Source organism: Alteromonas sp. K632G (assembly GCF_017653625.1).
GTDB classification, from domain to species: Bacteria; Pseudomonadota; Gammaproteobacteria; order Enterobacterales; family Alteromonadaceae; genus Alteromonas; species Alteromonas naphthalenivorans.
In genome coordinates, this window is record NZ_JAGGDM010000015.1 from 55,984 (window position 1) to 75,616 (window position 19,633).

20 protein-coding genes are annotated in these 19,633 nt (G+C 45.0%); 13 read left to right on the forward strand and 7 right to left on the reverse strand.

All coding sequences use genetic code 11. The features are described from left to right. Window positions 1-64 precede the first annotated feature (64 nt). The 10 genes from ribF to J5X92_RS14910 all read left to right on the forward strand — a co-directional run bounded on the left by ribF (window position 65) and on the right by J5X92_RS14910 (window position 12,685). Window positions 65-985, forward strand: coding sequence for a bifunctional riboflavin kinase/FAD synthetase (gene ribF / locus J5X92_RS14865; protein WP_208806026.1), 921 nt, complete (start codon window positions 65-67; stop codon window positions 983-985). Between the two features lie 109 nt (window positions 986-1,094). Then, window positions 1,095-3,914 carry an isoleucine--tRNA ligase gene (ileS, locus tag J5X92_RS14870; protein WP_208806027.1) on the forward strand — a complete coding sequence of 940 codons (2,820 nt, stop codon included), beginning with the start codon at window positions 1,095-1,097 and terminating at the stop codon, window positions 3,912-3,914. Beyond that, window positions 3,907-4,452, forward strand: a complete 546-nt coding sequence (gene lspA, locus J5X92_RS14875) for a signal peptidase II (protein WP_013783320.1) — start codon at window positions 3,907-3,909, stop codon at window positions 4,450-4,452. The genes ileS and lspA overlap by 8 nt, the downstream gene beginning before the upstream one ends. Before the next feature lie 11 nt (window positions 4,453-4,463). Then, window positions 4,464-4,937: an FKBP-type peptidyl-prolyl cis-trans isomerase gene (gene fkpB / locus J5X92_RS14880; RefSeq protein ID WP_013783321.1), complete on the forward strand. Its 474-nt coding sequence runs from the start codon at window positions 4,464-4,466 to the stop codon at window positions 4,935-4,937. A gap of 2 nt (window positions 4,938-4,939) precedes the next feature. Continuing rightward, a complete protein-coding gene (gene ispH, locus J5X92_RS14885; protein ID WP_126873433.1) occupies window positions 4,940-5,884 on the forward strand; it encodes a 4-hydroxy-3-methylbut-2-enyl diphosphate reductase in 945 nt (314 codons plus the stop codon). A 205-nt stretch (window positions 5,885-6,089) separates the two neighbouring features. Next, a complete protein-coding gene (locus tag J5X92_RS14890; RefSeq protein ID WP_013783323.1) occupies window positions 6,090-6,722 on the forward strand; it encodes a prepilin-type N-terminal cleavage/methylation domain-containing protein in 633 nt (210 codons plus the stop codon). Next, window positions 6,719-7,564 (forward strand): PilW family protein, encoded by an 846-nt coding sequence (locus tag J5X92_RS21450; RefSeq protein WP_208806028.1) that lies wholly within the window; start codon window positions 6,719-6,721, stop codon window positions 7,562-7,564. The genes J5X92_RS14890 and J5X92_RS21450 overlap by 4 nt, the downstream gene beginning before the upstream one ends. After that, a complete protein-coding gene (locus J5X92_RS14900; protein WP_208806029.1) occupies window positions 7,561-8,124 on the forward strand; it encodes a PilX N-terminal domain-containing pilus assembly protein in 564 nt (187 codons plus the stop codon). Before J5X92_RS21450 ends, J5X92_RS14900 begins: the two co-directional genes overlap by 4 nt. Before the next feature lie 14 nt (window positions 8,125-8,138). Then, window positions 8,139-12,221, forward strand: a complete 4,083-nt coding sequence (locus tag J5X92_RS14905) for a PilC/PilY family type IV pilus protein (RefSeq protein WP_208806030.1) — start codon at window positions 8,139-8,141, stop codon at window positions 12,219-12,221. Next, window positions 12,221-12,685: a type IV pilin protein gene (locus J5X92_RS14910; protein ID WP_041452757.1), complete on the forward strand. Its 465-nt coding sequence runs from the start codon at window positions 12,221-12,223 to the stop codon at window positions 12,683-12,685. Before J5X92_RS14905 ends, J5X92_RS14910 begins: the two co-directional genes overlap by 1 nt. A 4-nt stretch (window positions 12,686-12,689) precedes the next feature. Here the strand turns inward: J5X92_RS14910 and J5X92_RS14915 are convergent, their stop codons facing one another. Genes J5X92_RS14915 through J5X92_RS14930 form a run of 4 tightly spaced genes read right to left on the reverse strand, consistent with a single transcriptional unit; the run spans window position 12,690 to window position 15,276 of the window. After that, entirely contained in the window at window positions 12,690-13,229 is a 540-nt protein-coding gene (locus J5X92_RS14915) for a prepilin-type N-terminal cleavage/methylation domain-containing protein (RefSeq protein ID WP_208806031.1), read from the reverse strand. Further along, window positions 13,216-14,178, reverse strand: a complete 963-nt coding sequence (locus J5X92_RS14920) for a hypothetical protein (protein WP_208806032.1) — start codon at window positions 14,176-14,178, stop codon at window positions 13,216-13,218. The genes J5X92_RS14915 and J5X92_RS14920 overlap by 14 nt, the downstream gene beginning before the upstream one ends. Continuing rightward, window positions 14,168-14,767, reverse strand: a complete 600-nt coding sequence (locus J5X92_RS14925; protein WP_208806033.1) for a hypothetical protein — start codon at window positions 14,765-14,767, stop codon at window positions 14,168-14,170. The genes J5X92_RS14920 and J5X92_RS14925 overlap by 11 nt, the downstream gene beginning before the upstream one ends. Further along, window positions 14,761-15,276: a prepilin-type N-terminal cleavage/methylation domain-containing protein gene (locus J5X92_RS14930; protein WP_013783331.1), complete on the reverse strand. Its 516-nt coding sequence runs from the start codon at window positions 15,274-15,276 to the stop codon at window positions 14,761-14,763. Before J5X92_RS14930 ends, J5X92_RS14925 begins: the two co-directional genes overlap by 7 nt. Window positions 15,277-15,355: 79 nt before the next feature. Between J5X92_RS14930 and J5X92_RS14935 the strand changes: the two genes are divergently transcribed. Then, a complete protein-coding gene (locus J5X92_RS14935) occupies window positions 15,356-15,742 on the forward strand; it encodes a prepilin-type N-terminal cleavage/methylation domain-containing protein (RefSeq protein WP_013783332.1) in 387 nt (128 codons plus the stop codon). A gap of 65 nt (window positions 15,743-15,807) precedes the next feature. Here J5X92_RS14935 and J5X92_RS14940 read toward each other — a convergent pair whose 3' ends face one another. Continuing rightward, entirely contained in the window at window positions 15,808-16,377 is a 570-nt protein-coding gene (locus J5X92_RS14940) for a GspH/FimT family pseudopilin (RefSeq protein WP_013783333.1), read from the reverse strand. A 267-nt stretch (window positions 16,378-16,644) separates the two neighbouring features. On the opposite strand from J5X92_RS14940, the gene nadE reads away from it, so the two are divergent. Together nadE and J5X92_RS14950 are read left to right on the forward strand one after the other, a co-directional pair. Continuing rightward, window positions 16,645-17,478 (forward strand): ammonia-dependent NAD(+) synthetase, encoded by an 834-nt coding sequence (gene nadE / locus J5X92_RS14945; protein WP_013783334.1) that lies wholly within the window; start codon window positions 16,645-16,647, stop codon window positions 17,476-17,478. 5 nt (window positions 17,479-17,483) lie between these two features. Beyond that, window positions 17,484-17,822: a P-II family nitrogen regulator gene (locus tag J5X92_RS14950; RefSeq protein ID WP_013783335.1), complete on the forward strand. Its 339-nt coding sequence runs from the start codon at window positions 17,484-17,486 to the stop codon at window positions 17,820-17,822. Window positions 17,823-17,921: 99 nt separating this feature from the next. Here the strand turns inward: J5X92_RS14950 and J5X92_RS14955 are convergent, their stop codons facing one another. Both J5X92_RS14955 and J5X92_RS14960 read right to left on the reverse strand, forming a co-directional pair. Next, complete coding sequence (locus tag J5X92_RS14955; RefSeq protein ID WP_013783336.1) at window positions 17,922-18,407, reverse strand: peptidylprolyl isomerase; 486 nt, start codon at window positions 18,405-18,407, stop codon at window positions 17,922-17,924. Window positions 18,408-18,460: 53 nt separating this feature from the next. Continuing rightward, complete coding sequence (locus J5X92_RS14960; RefSeq protein ID WP_208806034.1) at window positions 18,461-19,459, reverse strand: glycine cleavage system protein T; 999 nt, start codon at window positions 19,457-19,459, stop codon at window positions 18,461-18,463. Window positions 19,460-19,633: the final 174 nt, after the last annotated feature.

Consider the following 19,633-nt stretch of genomic DNA (forward strand, 5'->3'; position numbering starts at 1 on the left):
GTGCTGGGTCGTTTATAATCGCGAGCTTTGAATTTTCAGTAGTAACTAAAGGCAGTGGCTAATAGTGGAATTTATCCGCGGGCTTAACAACGTAAAACCGCAACACAGCGGGTGTGTACTCACTATCGGAAAGTTTGATGGCGTGCACTTGGGCCATCAGGCAGTACTGAGTAATGTGCTTCAAAAAGCCAAAGCGCTGGGGTTGCCGGCCACGGTGATGGTGTTTGAACCTCAACCCGAGGAAGTATTTACACCCGATAGAGCGCCTGCACGCATCAGTCCATTGCGTGAAAAGTACGAATTGCTGAAACAGCAAGGCGTCGATCGTTTATTGGCTGTGCGTTTTAACAGAGCTTTTGCCAGTCAAAGTGCCGATACCTTCGTGCATGATTTGCTGGTGGATAAGCTTGGGGTTAAATTTCTTGTGGTCGGCGATGATTTTCGCTTTGGCCAAGGTCGTAAAGGCGACTTTGCCATGCTGCAAGCTGCTGGGCAAAAGTACGGCTTTGAAGTGGTTAGCACACAAAGCTTTATGATGCATGCTCATCGTATTAGCTCTACTGCAGTGCGAGAAGCACTGGCTGATTCTGATTTTGCGCTTAGTGAAGAAATGTTAGGTAGGCCGTTTGCTGTGTATGGCCGAGTTGTACATGGTGAAAAGAAAGGGCGGACAATAGGGTTTCCTACCGCAAATGTGATGCTAAAGCGTTGCAGAGCGCCTATTCACGGCGTTTTCGCGGTACATGTTGCCGTAGATGGAACAAAATTCAATGGCGTGGCAAACATTGGTACTCGCCCCACGTTAAACGGGGTGCGAAACCAGTTAGAGGTGCACATCTTCGATATGTCAGCCGACCTGTACGGGAAACCAATGACCGTGTTTCCTGTTGCAAAAATACGAGATGAACAGAAATTTGACTCGCTTGAGATACTAAAAGCACAAATTCAGGCCGATGCCGCTAAGGCGCGCCTGTTATTAGAATAGTGAAACGTGATAAAGTCACCACGCTTAACATAGCGTCGACCAATGCAAGCCTATACAGCGCCTAACGAGGCGTTGGGTATTATTAAAGGTAACCGGATAATACAATTATATGAGTGATTATAAAGCCACATTAAACCTACCCGAAACCGCCTTTCCAATGCGCGGTAACCTTGCTCAGCGTGAGCCTAAAATGCTTAAAGACTGGCAGGAAAAAGGGGTATACACAAAGATTAGAGAAGCGAAGAAAGGTAAGAAGCCTTTCATTCTTCATGATGGCCCTCCGTACGCAAACGGCGATATTCATATTGGTCACGCAGTAAATAAAATTCTTAAAGACATTATTGTTAAGTCAAAAACACTGTCAGATTTCGACTCGCCTTATGTGCCTGGTTGGGACTGTCACGGTTTGCCTATTGAATTAATGGTAGAAAAGAAAGTGGGTAAGCCGGGCAAAAAAGTGACGGCTGCTGAGTTTCGCCAAAAGTGCCGCGAATACGCACAACGTCAAATTGATGGCCAAATGGCTGACTTTAAGCGCCTTGGTGTGTTCGGTACCTGGGACAATCCTTATAAAACTATGGATTTTCGCTCAGAAGCCGACATTATTCGCGCACTGGGTAAAGTGGTCGAATCGGGCCATTTAGAAAAAGGCTTTAAGCCAGTTCATTGGTGTACAGACTGTGGTTCTGCATTGGCAGAAGCAGAAGTAGAATACCAAGACAAAATCTCACCTGCTATAGATGTGAAATTCCCTGTTGCTGATGTAGACGCTATTGCGGCTGCGTTTGGAGTAACGAGTGAAGACTTAACCGCGCACAAAGCGGGTGTGGTTATCTGGACAACGACCCCGTGGACGCTGCCTGCCAACCGCGCCATCAGCTTGCACCCAGAATTAACCTACGCGATTGTAGAAATTACGTCGACCAACGAATGGTTAGTGGTTGCGCAAGATTTGCTTGAAAGCTGCATGACGCGCTACGGTATTGAAGAGTACCGTGAAGTAGCGACCTGTGTAGGTTCAAGCTTAGATAAACTGCTAGTTAATCATCCGTTTTTAGATTTAAAAGTACCGCTAATTTTGGGCGAGCACGTTACCACTGAATCTGGTACAGGTTGTGTTCACACCGCGCCTGCTCACGGTGTTGACGATTTCAATGTAGGTAAACAATACGACATTGAAGTGTACAACCCAGTCGGTAACAACGGTGTGTATTTAGAAAACACGCCTTTATTTGCCGGCCAGTTTGTATTTAAAGCCAATGATACCATTGTTGAAACGGTAAAAGAGCACGGTAACCTAGTGCTTAACGTGAAATATGAGCACAGCTACCCGCATTGCTGGCGCCATAAAACGCCTATCATTTTCCGTGCTACGCCGCAGTGGTTTATCAGCATGGATAAAAAAGGCTTACGTGCTGAGTCAATCGAACAAATTAAACAAACCAAGTGGATCCCAGAGTGGGGCGAAAACCGCATCCAGAAAATGGTAGAAGGTCGTCCAGACTGGTGTATTTCTCGCCAGCGTACATGGGGCGTTCCTATTCCTTTGTACGTGCACAAACTTACCGGTGAACTTCACCCTGAGTCAGTTGCACTTATGGAAAAAGTGGCCGCTGAGGTGGAAACTAAAGGTATTCAAGCCTGGTGGGATATCGATGATGCTGAACTACTAGCTAGCGAAGCCGATAACTACGACAAAGTCACCGATACCCTTGACGTATGGTTCGACTCAGGTGTCACGCACTACTTTGTGGTTGACCAACGTGAAGACATTCCCGCTAGCGCCGATTTGTACCTAGAAGGGTCAGACCAACATCGTGGTTGGTTTATGTCATCGCTAATGACGTCTACCGCCATGCATGGCCACGCACCCTATAAAGAAGTGTTAACTCACGGCTTTACCGTAGATGCTCACGGCAGAAAGATGTCGAAGTCGGTAGGTAACGTAGTTGCACCGCAAGAAGTGACGAACAAACTAGGCGCAGACATTCTTCGCTTATGGGTTGCGTCTACTGATTACCGCGGTGAAATTGCGGTGTCTGATGAAATTTTAAAACGTGCTGCTGATGCATATCGTCGTTTACGTAACACGTCTCGTTTCTTACTAGCAAACCTTAATGGCTTTGTGCCAGAAGATGCTTTGCCAGAAGAAGAGATGGTGGCACTAGACCGCTGGATTGTGGCGCGTGCGAAAGCACTACAAGAAGAACTTGTTGAAGCGTTTGAAAAGTACGATTTGTTGGTCGTTACGCAAAAGCTGATGCACTTCTGCTCCATCGAGTTAGGTTCATTCTACCTAGATGTAATTAAAGACAGACAGTACACGGCGAAATCTGACGGCAATGCACGCCGTTCTTGTCAAACTGCGCTTTACCATATTATGGAAGCGTTAGTTCGTTGGATGGCACCCATCACAAGCTTTACGGCGCAAGAGATTTGGGAAGCTTTACCGGGCGAGCGTAGTGAATTTGTATTTACCGAAACCTGGTACGAAGGCTTTAACAGCTTCACACAAAGTGACGTATTTAACGATGAACTATGGCACCAAGTGCTAAGCGTAAAAGACGCAGCAAACCAAGCGATGGAACAAGCGCGTAAAGACGGTCAGTTAGGCGGTTCATTAGAAGCTAAGATTAACTTGTATGCTACAGAGTCTTTGTTTAACACCTTGGCTTCACTTGAAGATGAACTGCGCTTTGTATTGATTACATCGGCAGTGAACCTGACAAAAGTAGAAAGTGCACCAGACAACGCTGCGGCTACCGATGTTGAAGGTTTATGGTTAAGTGTAAACAAAGCAAGCGGCGACAAATGTGTTCGTTGTTGGCATCATCGCGAAGATGTTGGCACCCATAAGGGACACGAAGAATTATGTGGCCGTTGTGTAACGAACATTGATGGCGAAGGGGAAACGCGTCAGTATGCTTAATACTACGGCGGATACCAAGCCTAAGTTATTCAGTGAAACCGGTTTACGGTTTCTCTGGATAACCCTAATTGCATTTGCGCTAGATCAGGTTACCAAATACGCAGTGTTAGGCGGTATGTCACTTTATCAATCGATAGAGGTATTACCGTTTTTCAATTTAACCTACGTACACAATTACGGCGCGGCATTTAGCTTTCTTGATAGTGCCGGTGGCTGGCAGCGATGGTTTTTTACTGCCATCGCTACTGTCGTCAGTGTGGTTATTTTATGGTGGTTAAAACAATCACCCAAAAATCAGACCTTATTGCCTGTCGCCTTTTCTTTTATTTTGGGTGGCGCGCTAGGTAATGTTTACGACCGTTTAGTGCATGGATATGTTATCGATTTCCTCGATTTTCATGTAAACAACATGCACTGGCCTGCCTTCAATATTGCCGATAGCGCGATATTTATTGGTGCAGCCCTATTAATTATTGATATGTTCAAGAACGGCGAGAAACATAAAAGCGCCGATTCAACCAGCACGTCAAAGCAGTAACCGGAGCCACAATGACCGACAACCTAATTATTGGTTCTGACAGCGAAGTTATTCTTCACTTTGACTTAAAACTTGAAGATGGCTCAGCCGCTGACAGCACCCGCGTAAATAATAAGCCCGCGAAAATGGTAATGGGTGACGGTAGTCTTACCCCTAACTTTGAAGCTTGCTTACTAGGACTTCAAAAGGGTGAAAAGAAATCGTTCACGTTAGCCGCGAACGATGCCTTCGGTGAGCCTAACCCTAATAATATCCATTACATGGATAGAAGCCGTTTTGGTGCTGACTTGGAAATTCAAGAAGGTGCTATTCTTGCGTTTTCTCAGCCAGATGGCTCAGAAATACCCGGTATTATCAGAAGTGTCGCGGGCGACTCGATAACGGTAGATTTTAACCACCCATTAGCTGGGCAAACGGTTATTTTCGATGTTGAAATTGTCGATGTAAAAGTTGCACCTGCACCTACATCAAAAGGTGATCAGTAATTATGCAAATTCATCTTGCCAATCCTCGTGGTTTTTGTGCCGGTGTAGACAGAGCCATCACCATTGTAGAAAGAGCACTCGAAATATTTGAGCCGCCAATCTATGTTCGCCATGAAGTCGTTCACAATAAGTTTGTGGTTGATGGTCTACGTGAGCGTGGTGCTATTTTTGTAGATGAATTGCATGAAGTGCCCGACAACTGCATTGTTATTTTTTCTGCCCATGGGGTCTCTCAAGCAGTAAGAAAAGAAGCCGAAAATCGTGGATTAAAGGTATTTGATGCTACTTGCCCATTAGTGACCAAAGTGCATATGGAAGTGACCCGTGCGAGTAAAACAGGCACTGAATGTATTTTGATTGGCCATGCAGGACATCCCGAGGTTGAGGGGACGATGGGGCAGTACAGCAATGATGAGGGTGGAATTTACCTTGTCGAGTCTGAAGCCGATGTAGCGACCCTTGAAGTAAAAGATGCCAAAAATCTCTATTACTGCAGCCAAACGACTTTATCTGTTGATGATACTGCAGATGTTATTGATGCATTGCGTGAACGTTTCCCTGATATTCAAGGACCACGTAAAGACGATATTTGCTATGCCACACAAAATCGTCAAGACGCCGTGCGGGATTTATCTCAAGACTGCCAAGTACTGTTGGTGGTTGGCGCTCAAAACAGCTCAAATTCGAATCGTTTACGTGAACTAGCCGAAAAAATTGGTGCGAAGGCGTACTTAATTGCTGATGCGAATTGCATTCAGGAAAGTTGGCTTAAAGATGTTGAGCATATTGGAGTAACGGCAGGTGCTTCTGCACCCGAGGTGTTAGTTCAAGGCGTGGTTGATAAGCTTAAAGCATGGGGAGCGGTTTCTGCTTCCGAACGTGCTGGCCGAGAAGAAAATGTTGAATTCGCGGTTCCTAAGGAGCTTAGAGTCAAACAAGTAAGCTAGCGCCTTTTAGGTATAAAAATTGGGCTGAATTTAAAAGCACCGCATTGATATGCGGTGCTTTTTTTTACGCTATCGTCTAATGGTAATACAATCTGATACGTTTTATGGTTGCTTATACCTTGAGCAAGAAATTTTTAGCATAGAATGCTAAACATAAGGTTGTGTCTAAATTTTAGCGTGAATGCCATTGGGCAATGCAGGGACTATGAATCGAACGATAAACACTAGTGGATTGGATAAGCAACAAGGCGTTGGCCTTATTGAGGTGCTTGTCACTATGTTCATTCTTGCCATTGGTTTACTCGGGGTGGCTGCTCTTCAATTCACAGGATCTTTTGCGAACAAAGATGCGATTAGCCGCACGCAAAGCGAATTTGTTGCGGCTCAAGTTGCAGAGCGCTTACGTGCTGCTGCGCGTGTGGCAACGGTAGGTGATGGCATTGTGGTTAACAACCAATATTTCAATGCAAGCAATTACAACTTCAACGGGCTCACCTGCTCGGGTTCCACCCATCCTTATAAATGTTTTTGTTTGAGTCGTCCTTCTGGAGTGCCCAATTGTGAAACCGCCACCTGCAACGAGCTGGATATGGCTAAATACGATGGCTGGGCATTATCTTGCGCGGCAGTACAAACTAACCCTCAAACCACACTGTCATTAACCTGTACAGATAATAACGTAGCAGATGTTTACAGTTGCAGTGCGGGCTCACGGCTGCAAGTTATTCTAGCGTGGCCGGTAGCATCAGCAGGTAGTCAAAATTACACCTTAAATACGCGTTGCAATCCAAATGACTCAGACAGTAACGCCTGTGTGATTAAGGACTTAACCTTGTGAAGCGTGTAAAGGGTTTTTCGCTTGTAGAGTTAATGATTTCATTGGCCTTAGGGCTGGTGATATCTGGCGCGATAATTCAGGTATTAGTGAGTAGTAGTGTAACGAACAAACTTAATCAAGCGGTGGCACAGGTTCAGGAGTCTGGACGTTATATAACAAGCCGGCTTAGTAGTGAGTTTTACGAAATTGGTCGCTATGACACTATTGTCGCGTCTATCGATAACTCAGTTGATACGGTGGCGGAGGCTGGATTTATTGAGAATAAGCCAATTGGGTTAGCCGGAGACTTCGTCTCAAACACTACGCTCGGAAGCACGCAAGCATCAAGTGGTGCAAATGACGTGTTAGTGGTGAATTTGCTTGCCTCTACAGACTGTACGGGCAGTAAGCATGGTTATGCCGCAGGTGATGAGTTTCATGTGGTTAACCGATACTACGTTAGCGGCAATGAATTTAAATGTACAGGCTACGATGGGCGAGTATTACGGGGCCTAAAAACACAATCCGTTTCACCAAATACTGTGACCTTGCTAGACAATGTAAGTAACTTCCAACTTCAATATGGCGTTAGTGATGTTGCTGAGGATTCTAATGGGCAAGCGATAACCTATGTGACGGCCGATAAGTTGGCTGCGCTACGAGCACAGAATCAACAAGTGGTTGCATTGCGCTGGGGTATCTTACTTAAAAGCTATCAAAATCAAGTTCAGCAAACTTCAGCCCCTACATTTGCATTACTAAACGAGAATCAAGTTACGCTAGATTCGAGCCATTATTATCAGGTTTTTACTAAAACAGTGTCACTTAGAAATATGAAAAACTTTGTTAGGAGCATTCAATGAAACAGCGTGGATTAGTAATGGTGTTTGCATTGTTAGTGTTGCTCTCTCTCACCATTTTAGGCGTAAGTGCGGTAACCAGTAGCCTATCCCAATCTAAAATGGCAATGGCAATGCAGCAGACGGGGCTAGCATTCGACGCTGCGGAAGCGGCTATTGCGGGGGTGTTTTTTGAGTCGGAGGACGAATCCCTGTTACAAGATAGCACTAAAGTTGACCCTCTTTCTGCGGCACGCCAGCTTGATCCCTACGAACCTGAAACAGAAACAATGAGTTGTTTTGATGAAAATGAATGGACCGACAGGTACATGACTGAAAGTGGTCTCTCTACGGGCAGTGAGCACACCACAAACGGCACGTATCAAACCCTGGCAGGTACTAAGAGTTGGTCTCGTACCGCGTTTATAAGAGAGCAGGCATGTAGGGGCTCAAGCAACGTGATTGGTGGTAGCAACGTAAATTGCCACGTGTTCATTATTAGAGGCTGCGGCAAGGTAGGTGCCAAATCCACGGTGGTTGCAAACTCCCTAGCGGCATCAGTGTTTGGCCCCGCATCACAATAAGTAGAGTAATAATTATGAAACGCGTGAGTAGTTTTTTTGTCTCGGTAGTGATGTTTTCTTGTATTGGCTTTTCCGCTGTCGGTGATGATTTGGATATTTACTTAGGTACCGCGTCAGAGTCGGCTACTTATAATCCAAATGTACTCTTTATTATGGACACGTCAGGCAGTATGACGGGCAAAGATGGCACCGGCCAATCGCGTATTCTTAGAGTACAAAACGCACTTAAAGAGGCGTTAACTTCAGCCACCAATATAGATGCCGGCCTTATGCGTTTTTCCGACTATGGTGGCCCTATACTCTTTCCAGTAAGCGGGATTGACGATGCTATTCAACCAGAACTCATCACCTCAACCGGTTCAAGTAGTCACGATGCGTCAGAAATCAACGGTACCGTAAATACTAATGCTAACAACCTAGTGTTGAGCTCTGGCACGAATATAGTCACATCAGGCATGCGTTTTACTGAGATGAATATTCCTCAAGGGGCAACGATAGTCAGTGCATATATTCGTTTTACATCAGAAAAATTTAATATAGCAGGCACCACACTCACGATAAGCGGTGAGGCGTCGGCAACTAGCACGGCATTTTCCACGGCATATGACAACCTTTCGTCACGAACTAAAACCGCATCAAAAGTTGAATGGATAAGTAACAATGACTTTCCTTCTGCTGATGAGGTTATTGCCACGCCTGATATTTCATCGGTTATTCAAGAAATTGTAGATTTGCCACAATGGTGCGGCGGTGATGACCTCAATATTCTTATAGAGGGCACAAGTTCAGATACAGCAAGCAGCCGAGAAGCCCGAGCATTTGATTCTGGGCAAACTGGGTCCCCGCAATTGGTGGTGTCTTATGATGATACAACCGCTACAGGTTGCATCAGCGGTGAAAGCGTTTACCAGGTTAGCCGTTCTAACGACAATATAGAAGAAAACAACAAAGGGTATGAAAATACAGGCTCAGAGCTTACTTTCTCAAGCAGCTATAACAGTTATATAGGGGTTCGTTTTCAAAACGTAAACATCCCTCAAGGAGCTGAAATTTCCGAAGCCTACATAGAACTTACTGCTTATAGCAGCTACAACTACAATAACTCGAGCATGTTAATTCGCGGTGTTGCTGATAATGATGCTGACGACTTCTCTTCTGGAAATCGTTATTTGCTTAGAAATATTGGCAAAACGTCAGGTGTAACTTGGACTATGGGGTCGTTTTCATCGGGCAATGATTACGCCTCACCGGATATTTCCGGCGTAGTTAAAGAGATTGTAGATAGAGCGGGATGGCAATCAGGTAATGCGATGGCGTTCGTGTTTAGTGACTTCACCGGCTATCGAGGTGCATATACCTACAGTGGCTCTCAGTCATCCGCGGCAAAATTAGTAGTTAAATTCAATGGTTCAGCCTCGCCTGGGCAGACATCGACAGTGAGAGAACACCTTATCAGTAAAGTTGATGAGCTTACTGCCAGTGGCTATACGCCCATTGTAGATACGCTGTATGAGGCGGTTAACTATTACGGTGGCAGAGACGTTGATTACGGGCTAACCCGTGGTAACTACAATGTTTCAAACACGGTAAGGAAGAATACGCGAGTCAGCCACAGAAGCGCGTATTTGGGCGGTGATGCTGTTCAACCAAACGGGTGTTCCGATGACAATCTATCTGATAGCGACTGTATTAATGAATATATTCCTAGCGGGGCAACCTATATATCACCGGTTAGCGATCTGCAATGTCAGACCAACAATCATATTGTTTTGCTGTCTGATGGGGAAGCAAACAATAACCACAGTGTATCTCTTATCGAATCATTGCTAGGCGATAGCTGTACAGGTAGTGGCGGTGAAAAGTGTGGTTTGAGTTTAGTTAAAAATGTCAGCGATTCGGATACATCGGTTATTGGACGTCGGGTGATCACACATACAATAGGGTTTGCCGCGAATAGTACCGCCAACAATTTCTTGAATCAGCTGGCAGTGCAAAGTGGTGGCGGATTCTATCAAGCTGATGACAGCGCAGAACTGCTTGAAGCATTTAACACTATTCTTCGTTCAGTAAAGGATGTGAATTCTACTTTTGTATCACCCGGAGTAGCGGTGAATCAGCTTAATCGCTTGACCCATAACGACGAACTCTACTTTGCGTTGTTTAAACCCAGTGAAGGTGCTATCTGGCCGGGTAACCTTAAGCGTTACCGATTAGATGGCGAGGATATTTTAGATCAAAACTCATTGGTTGCTGTCGATGGTGATACGGGATTTTTTAAAGATACTTCTCATAGCTACTGGTCAACTCTCGTTGATGGTAGTGATGTTCGAGAGGGCGGTACCGCGAGTAAAATGACTGCTAACCGTAACTTGTATGTTTTCGACGGTGCTGGAAATATCATTCAATCGAGTAACGAATTGCATGAAGACAACAGCGAAATTACGACAGCATTGCTAGGTGTGGATGACGAACTCGATGCAGATGCGCTTCGCGAAGTACTGCTTAAATGGGCAAGAGGCATAGATGTTAAAGATAATGATGGTGACGGCGATACAACGGACTACCGTCTTCAAATGGGCGACCCCATTCATTCTCAGCCTGTAGTAGTTAATTACGGGAGCACAGACTCGGCCATTTTGGTTGCCACAAACCAAGGTATGCTGCATTCGTTTGATGCAGAAACCGGTGAAGAAAACTTTGGGATTATGCCTAAAGCGCTACTGCCTAATCTGCACCATTTTTATGAGGATATCTCAACGTTTAATCACGTTTACGGCTTAGACGGAGAGATGGTGTTGCGTACAGTGGGAACGTCGACTTACTTGTATTTAGGTATGCGACGAGGTGGCCGTAATTATTATGTATTTGATGTGACACAGAAGACGTCACCTACGGTTAAGTTTGTGATTGAAGGCGGCAGTACGGGTCTTGAGAAATTAGGACAAACATGGTCTCGCCCTACTATCACTAAAGTTCGCTACGGCACCGAAGAGAAGAACGTCATGATCATCGGTGGCGGTTACGATGACTCGCAAGATGATAAGTTAGTGAGAAGTGCTGATAATATTGGAAATGCGGTTTATATGTTCGATGCAGACACTGGAAGCTTGCTTTGGCACGCCAGTAACGCTGATGCAGATTTGAATCTAGCTGATATGAACTACAGTATCCCAGGTCGTATATCCGTAATCGACAGAGATAACGATGGCTTCGCTGACCATATGTATGTCGGTGACATGGGCGGGCAGCTGTTCCGGATGGATATTTATAATGGCGAGTCGGGCAGCAACTTTATAAAAGGGGCTCGGTTGGCTAATTTTGCTGGAGACACCGCTGAAACTCATCGTCGCTTTTACTATGGCCCCGATGTTTCAGAGGTCGCGCTGGGTGACGAATTATATTATGCCGTGGCAATGGGTAGTGGATGGCGAGCATCACCGCTAGATGTCACAGTAGAAGATAATTTTTATATGCTTAAAGACGAGGGCGTTTTTAGTCGCGACACGAGTGGTCAATTTACCTTTATGAGCACGGTGTCTGAGTCCGATTTATACAATGCCACCGAACATTTGCTTACCAGTAGCGATGAAACTGAGCAAGGGGTGGCAGCATCAAGCTTTGCAAATAAAGCGGGGTGGTATATCGAGCTTACCACCGATGGGGAAAAAGTATTGGCATCACCTCTAATAGTAGATTACAAAATATTCTTTACGACTTATGTGCCTGCGGTAAGTAGCACCAGTTTGTGTGCGCCGCCGTCTGGAAATAGCCGTGCTTATCTCGTTAACCTATTTAATGCGAATGCTGTGTCAGACCTTAATAATAATGGCGAACTTGATAGTTCAGACAGATCAGTTGAGTTACAGCAAACAGGGATCGCGCCAGAGACTAAAATTCTTATTGAAGATATAACCAGTCCTGTGGTGTGCCTTGGTACCGAGTGTGCTTCCACTGTTATCAGTGTCGACGATGATGGCAACGAAGAACCCTGTGGTTCAGCGTTTGAATGCTTAGCGCAAAATATTTATGGTAAGTTTGAACGAATACAACGAGGCAGTTGGCATTCTGAAACTGAGCGAGAGGATACATCTCAGTGATTAGTAGTAACGAAAAATATAAAGGCTTTTCCCTTATTGAATTAATGATCGTGGTGGCTATTGTTGGCATTCTTGCCAGTATTGCTTACCCGTCATATCAGTCTTTTATGACTGATGGGTATAGAGGCTCGGCGCAGGCAGACATGCTGGCATTTGCTGCTGCAATGGAGCGTCATCATAGTGGCTCGTTCAGTTACCAAGGTGCGGGTGCAGGTGGCGCAAATACAGGAGCACCAACCATATTTGCCACTTACTCTCCTTCTACAGAAGCAGCGGGCAATAAACGCTACGACCTTACCATAGTGTCTGCCGATGCAACCAGTTACCAGCTAAAAGCAACACCCGTAAGTAGCACCGCGCAAGCTTCTGATGGCGCGCTGTTTTATTTTAGTGATGGCCGCAAAGGCTGGGACGTAAACAACAATGGTTCGTTGGCGGCGGGCGAGTATTGCTGGTCTTGTTAATTCACTAGGGTTTTGCGGGGGGAAGTGGTACCAACGGCCCCATGATCGCTATATCTTGCCAACGCGATTGATACGGTGGTGCCACCACAACCTTCAATTGTTGGGTAATAGCTTGGCTTTCTGTTTTTACTTTTTCGATGAGCTCTTGCGCTTCATCAAGGGCCTCTTCTTCATTTAGTTTTTCTTCAGTCGTTAACCCACTTTCTTCACTAAGCGTTTCGTCTGCACGTAAAGCTTCATCCGTATGGTTCAACTGGGGTAAAGGCTCTACAACTTGTTCTAAGGTCACGGCTTTTGCTGCGCTCGTGGTAGACGAGGGCGTAATGGCGATATATGCATCTTGATTGGCATTCACATTAATTAGTAGAGTCGTTTGGTCGGTTTCAAGTTGTTGCCGAGCTTGTTGCACTGCGTTAAGTTGCTGCCATTGTCCGTATATTTGCTGGTAAAGCTTCAGTCCAGCGGTAAAGGTCAGCGCAAAGAGTCCTGATGCAATTATTACCTCTATGAGCGAAAACCCTTGTGTCTTTTTAATTAAAGTCATGCCAACTCCCGGGTATGGGTTGCATCTTTTGCAAACCGCTAGATTGTTGAAGGGTGCGTAATACACTAAGATTGAAATTGATGTGCCCGTGAAAAACTCTAGATACTTCCTCATTGCTTACCATGGCGCCTTCAAGCTTGGCCGAAGAGGCGATAGTGGCCACGGGTATAACAGGGTGGGAACTACTAGAAGAGCTGGAAGGCACACTGGTGTCGCCTAATATCACTACTAACCCGTAAATTTGAGCATGGGTATCAAGGGTGAAATCCCCCTTTTCTACTACAAGTAAAACAGGTTGACTCGCTGACCCTATAATTTCACTGGGCGAAATATGGCAGTCACCACGCACCCAAAACACGAGATGGCGAGTAAGATCGTCGCAGTCGTTTGCTATGCGCGGCTTTGGAAAAAACATCGGCGTAAAGTTACTGTAATGTCGTTCAAAAAGGTGGGGCAATATAGCGTTAGTCGCACCGGTTATTACACCGTTGGCAGGAAGACGAACTATGGCGGGGTGGCGTAAAAAACCTTGTCTAATGAATAGCGACGTAACAGGGTGAGTTATGGACACGGTAAACAGCGTTAAATACTGAGAATCTCTTCCTGAATAGTGAGTCGCCGTCACTGATGCTCGCGCGAATAGACTTGCGGTTTGTTGCCAATCTTCGCTGGTACGCAGTTGCTCGGTTAATTGTGTCATGTCGTTGTGCAATGTATTCATCACCTCAACATAAGCAATACTGCGCTTACTGGCTTGAAACTCACTGGTAAGTAGTGCGTTGGTTGCCCACAGTGCCAGTGTTATTAAGCTTAACAGTATAGCCACCACACTTAACAATACGGCGCCATTTACCTTACTAGGACATTGCCAAGCGCTTGCGTCTCTTGCACCTATCACATGTTTTTGAACGACTTGTGAGGATGAGTAAAAATCGGCGTTATATCGCATTGGCAACTCGTAAATACAGATGTTGCTCGGCGGTGAGTTCTGCGGACGCCTTGCTTTGTAGTGCAAGCTCAACTTTGTAAACCGGGGCATGGTTTATCTCACCGTGCAAAGATATAGTGAATTGAGTGACTTTTAATTCTGATGCATCTGTAAGATCGTGCCATCCACCTTGCTCGCAACTTTTGCTCGCTACACGGTACTCAAGGGCTTTATTGCGCAATCGAAAACCTAACAATTCTGCGGGGGCTTCATGACTAATGTCGCCGTCAGCATTTTTATCATAGGAAAATAAGACACAAGAGTTTTCGGCCTCTAGCGGATGATGGCTGATGTTGATAGCAGGCGGTAGTAATGCGCTGTTGGCAAAAATTTCTTCAAAAGGGCGCGCCACGAATCCGGCCCGCTGGAGTTGTAGCGAGAGAGAATGGCTAATAAGCCGTAACTCACTTTGCAGTGCTAATTGTTGCTGAAAATAACCTAGTTCTTTAGAGATAGTCGCAGCGCCCATGGCAGAAAAAAGAACCAATGTTGTGCTGATGGCCATGGCTATGGTGAGCTCTACTAGGCTAATACCAGAGGACCTTAACATAGAGGAATTCCCTCTAGTGAAGTAGAAGTGCAATACCGCACACGGCCTAGGTTATTAATGATAACTTTGCCGGTGTATCGAGCGTTACTTATGGTGACTGTCATTGCGCTGCCGAAACTCATGCCATGAGTTCCATCGAACGTCAGCAACGCCTTTTTATTGGCTGGACTAGCAATGACTGCATGATAACTTTGCATAATAAGCCGTTTCTGCTGGCTAATAACGTGGCAACTGCTTGCTACATGGCAATCACAGTCACTTGCTGAGGTTAAGCCGATACAATGATTTGCTGAAGCGTCTACGACTAGGGTAATCGCCTTACGCTCAGAGATAGAAAGCGTGCGGGCGTACTTTGCAATGTCAGCGGTATGCTTTAACGCGCTCTTTATAGCGATGGCTTGTCGCCATTCAACAAAAGAGGGGGCAGCTATGGCGGTGAAAATGACCACAATGCAAAGCACCACAAGTAACTCTAACAAGGTAAATCCCCCTGCTTTAATTAAAACCATGCCTTAGTCCGGTTATTTGTCATTTGTTTGCTGTTAGGTTTACAGCATAGCGAATCAACAAATAGAGGGCTGCTGTACCATGGAAGGGAAAATCAATTTAATTAAGATGGGAGGGATTACGTTAATCGAGCTTTTGGTCGCTGTTGCGATTGTGGGTATTGTTTCTATGTTCGCCATTCCCAGTTATTCATCAACCATCGCGCTTGCAAATAAGCATGAAACCATTAGCTATTTGCTCACTTTGCAAATAAAGCAAGAACGATATTGGTTGAGTGAAGGTAAATACTCGGGGCTTAGTGGATTGCCGGCACCCAATATTGACGGCGTTACACTGACATACAGCGAATCTAAGAATGGAAATTATAGCATTGTTGCGTCTTTAAGCTTTTTGGACAAATCTAACCCTTGTCGGTTGCTAACTATCACCCCTTACGAAAATTTACCCCATGGATGTTGGGGAAGGTAGCCTATCATGGACTTACCATTAGTCCGCTGCGAATCAGGTCATGACAAGGAATTAAGGACAAGGTATTAAGGGCAAGTTAGAGCGGTGCCAGATAAATCTTCATTAATACCATCATCGTCACTGTCGATGGCAACAGATATTCTACCGTAGAGTGACAATAGCAGGGCAGAAGCATAAGAGGCATCTTTACTCTTTGGGCAGATGGTTATGGTTGCACTGTTACTAATACTGCCTTGTTCAGAAAACGAAATAGCGCCAGAAATGCCACTGATTGTATTGCCTGAGTTCAGCGGGTCGCTGCTGGCAATAAGTGGTTCACTGCTATCTCTGCTTCCATTTGAGTTTTCATCAATAAAGACCATTTTCGCGTTGGCCCAATCGCTGACACAGGTGCTATAACTCGTGGTCGGACAAAGTATCACGTTAAACTGTTCGTTAATGGCACTAAACCTAGCTTGCTGTGCAATAGCGCTCAACGTATTGATGTCGCCGGTTACTCTATTTTTGACTAAAATAGTATTAATAGACGGGGCAACGACTCCTACTAAGATTGCCAAAATGGCGACCGTAATTAGCATCTCTAAAAGAGTCAGGCCGTATTGAAGACGCAAAGCGCTAGAAGACTTTATTTTCACTGAGATTTATTTACTAGGTTAATTTAACAATGATATTAGCGTTAGCCTCTATTATTACAACAATAAAGGTCAACGCGCGTGAACATTCAAGGTAAACCAATTTGCCTCGAAATGGGTATAAAAAAAGGCGTGTAGGCATGCCCGAAGATACAAAAAGTAGTGAATTTCAACGATTAATGAAGTTTGAATTCTTTTACCACTAACATCTAAGGCGAGTTTATCGTAAACTCAGGTATCAGGACGCCCACTCACTAATTGGACATTATAATGCAAAAACAAGCAGTTATTGAAGAAATGAAAGTGCTGCCTGAAATCGATGTGGCATTTGAAGTTACTCGTCGAGTGGCTTTCATTAAAAAGCAGCTTCTTACGTCAGGTTTAAATTCACTGGTGCTAGGCATTAGTGGCGGTATCGATTCTTGTACGTTGGGTAAATTAGCTCAGTTAGCAGTGAATGAGTTAAACCAAGAAAAGCACGAAAATTTTCAGTTTGTCGCTGTTCGTTTACCTTACCAAACGCAAGCCGACGAAGCTGATGCTCAGTTGTCGATAGACTTTATTGAGCCTTCCCATTCTGTGACGGTTAATGTTCAGCCCGGTGCAGATGCTATTCATGCTTCTACCACTGAATCATTATCAAGCGCTGGTTTATTACCTGAAAGTGAAGCAAAGCGTGACTTCGTTAAAGGTAATGTAAAAGCACGAACCCGTATGGTGATTCAGTATGAAATTGCCGGAATGGTTGATGGATTAGTGTTAGGCACTGACCATTCAGCAGAAAATATTACGGGTTTTTATACAAAGTATGGCGATGGAGCGTGTGATTTAGCGCCTTTGTTTGGGTTGAGTAAACGCCAAGTTCGACAACTGGCCTCGCACTTAGGTGCCCCCCAAACTGTTATCACTAAAGCGCCCACCGCCGATCTCGAAACTCTCGCGCCGCAAAAAGCTGATGAACAAGCTCTTGGCATGACATACGATCAAATTGATGACTTCTTAGAAGGCAAATCAGTGTCTGCTGAGGTGGATGAAAAGTTGTTGTACATTTATCAGCGTACTCAGCACAAGCGCGTACCTATTCCAACCATTTATGATGAGTAGTTACCATGAAAAAGATTGAAGCGATAGTCAAACCGTTCAAGATGGACGATGTAAGGGAAGCATTAGCCGAAGTCGGTATTGCTGGAATGACAGTGTCTGAAGTAAAAGGCTTCGGACGCCAAAAAGGACATACTGAACTTTATCGCGGTGCTGAATATCAAGTGGATTTTCTGCCTAAAATTAAAATTGAGCTAGTGCTTGATGATGAGCGCGTCGAGCAGGCGATAGAAGCTATCGAAAACTCTGCAAAAACAGGCAAAATTGGTGACGGCAAAATATTCGTATTTAACGTTGAGTCAGCGGTGCGAATTCGTACGGGTGAGCAAAACGAAGACGCGATATAAATAGGCATTATTGACTAACGCTTTGTGTTGCAGTCAATATCAAAAAAGGGAGCCTTAGGCTCCCTTTTTAGTTAGTGCGTTTATCACGAAGCAACAGTATTAGTGGTCGTGACCACAGCCGCCTGGCGTATGGGCATGGCCGTGCTCTAATTCTTCAGCAGTCGCATCGCGTACATCAACCACTTCTACATCAAAAGTAAGTGGAATGCCTGCAAGTGGGTGGTTACCGTCTACAACTACTTCGTCATCAGATGTCTCGATGATAATAACCGATTGCTCACCTTCTGGCGTGGTTGCACGAAAAGACATGCCAACTTCAACGTCCATGCCTTCAAACATTGAACTAGGTACGCGCTGAACGAGTTCATCAATACGTTCACCGTAGGCTTTCTCTGGCTCAACAGACAAGTTGAACTTTTCACCTTTCTCTTTACCTACCAATGCTTCTTCTAGTCCCTCAATAAGAAAGCGGCGCCCTTGAAGCACTACAAGCGGCTCCTTACCGGCTGAAGAATCAAGCTCGGTACCGTCTTCGGTTGAAACGGTGTAGTGAAGGGTGACAACGCTGTCAGAGGTTATAGTCATAATTTGTCCTGTAGTTTTGCCCTACTGGGCGATGGTTTTAAATTTATTAAAGATTATTTACGGTTTTTCACCAATGAGCTCTTAGCCTGCTCAATGCTGTACGGTAAAGGGCTAGGGTAGCAGGTAATTTCAACTTGATCAGCTAGGCGATGAATATCTTGCTCAGTGGTATCGTTTGAGAGCACAGCCATAAACCATGTTTCTTCGCTAAGTTCAGCTTTACGAATTACCATACCAGCGCGACGCCAGTTCTCGCCTAATTGCTTTTCTAGTGTATCGCCAGCGTTAATATGAAACGCTTTTGGCACTGAAAAACTATAGGCTGCACGCTTGTTTTTACCTAAGAATCGAGTGCGGGCAACCACTTCCTGGCCCATATAGCAGCCTTTGTCAAAATCGATACCGTTAAGTGCGTGCACATTCATCATTTGGGGAACGTATTCGCTGACCCCAGTTTCTTCGATAGACGGTATCGCACTTTCTATCATAATAGCATCGTATACATTTTGTTCAAAAATTGAGCCATTGGTGTCTTTCACTTTTTGCTCAAATTCAGGGGCTCGCTCAGAATTCAGTACCACATAATAGCCGGCGCGCTGAGTATCACTTTTAAATACCCACCCTACATCACTGTGAACACTGGTTAATGGCTCACTAGGAAGGGTGTCGAAATAGCTACTAAGTAACATCTGCCCAAGGTTTTCACCTAAGAAGAATTGCGTGTACTGGTTTGATTCATCGGTTATATCTACCTTTGAGAACACACCGTACTTATTTAACTGCGCAAGGGAGTGCGCACCAGAGTCTTTGTTAGTTAGCATGAAGATAGCATTTCCATGGCGACCCACAAACGAAATAGACCAGGTCTTTCCTTTGTTGTCACAATGGGCACAATACCTCACCGTATTCTCATCTAAAGCGTTAATGTTAACTGTCACTTGACCATGTAAGTAGCTGTCAGCTTGCTCGCCTTCCAGCTTTATTAGCATGTTGTCATTTAACTTAATTGCATAGTGCGAAGGTAAATCAGAAAGAGTCGTTAACGCTGTCATCAAAGATTCCGAATGAAGAATTTATAATGTAGTAGGTGAGGGGTTTGCGCGCTTTATCAAGGGGAACCCTTAAGATTATCGTGTTTTGTGGTTAATTCGTGCTATCTACGGTGCTATTGAAACGCCTTTCTGTCTAAAAGGGCAGTGATCCTTCGCCCATCACCGTGGTAATAT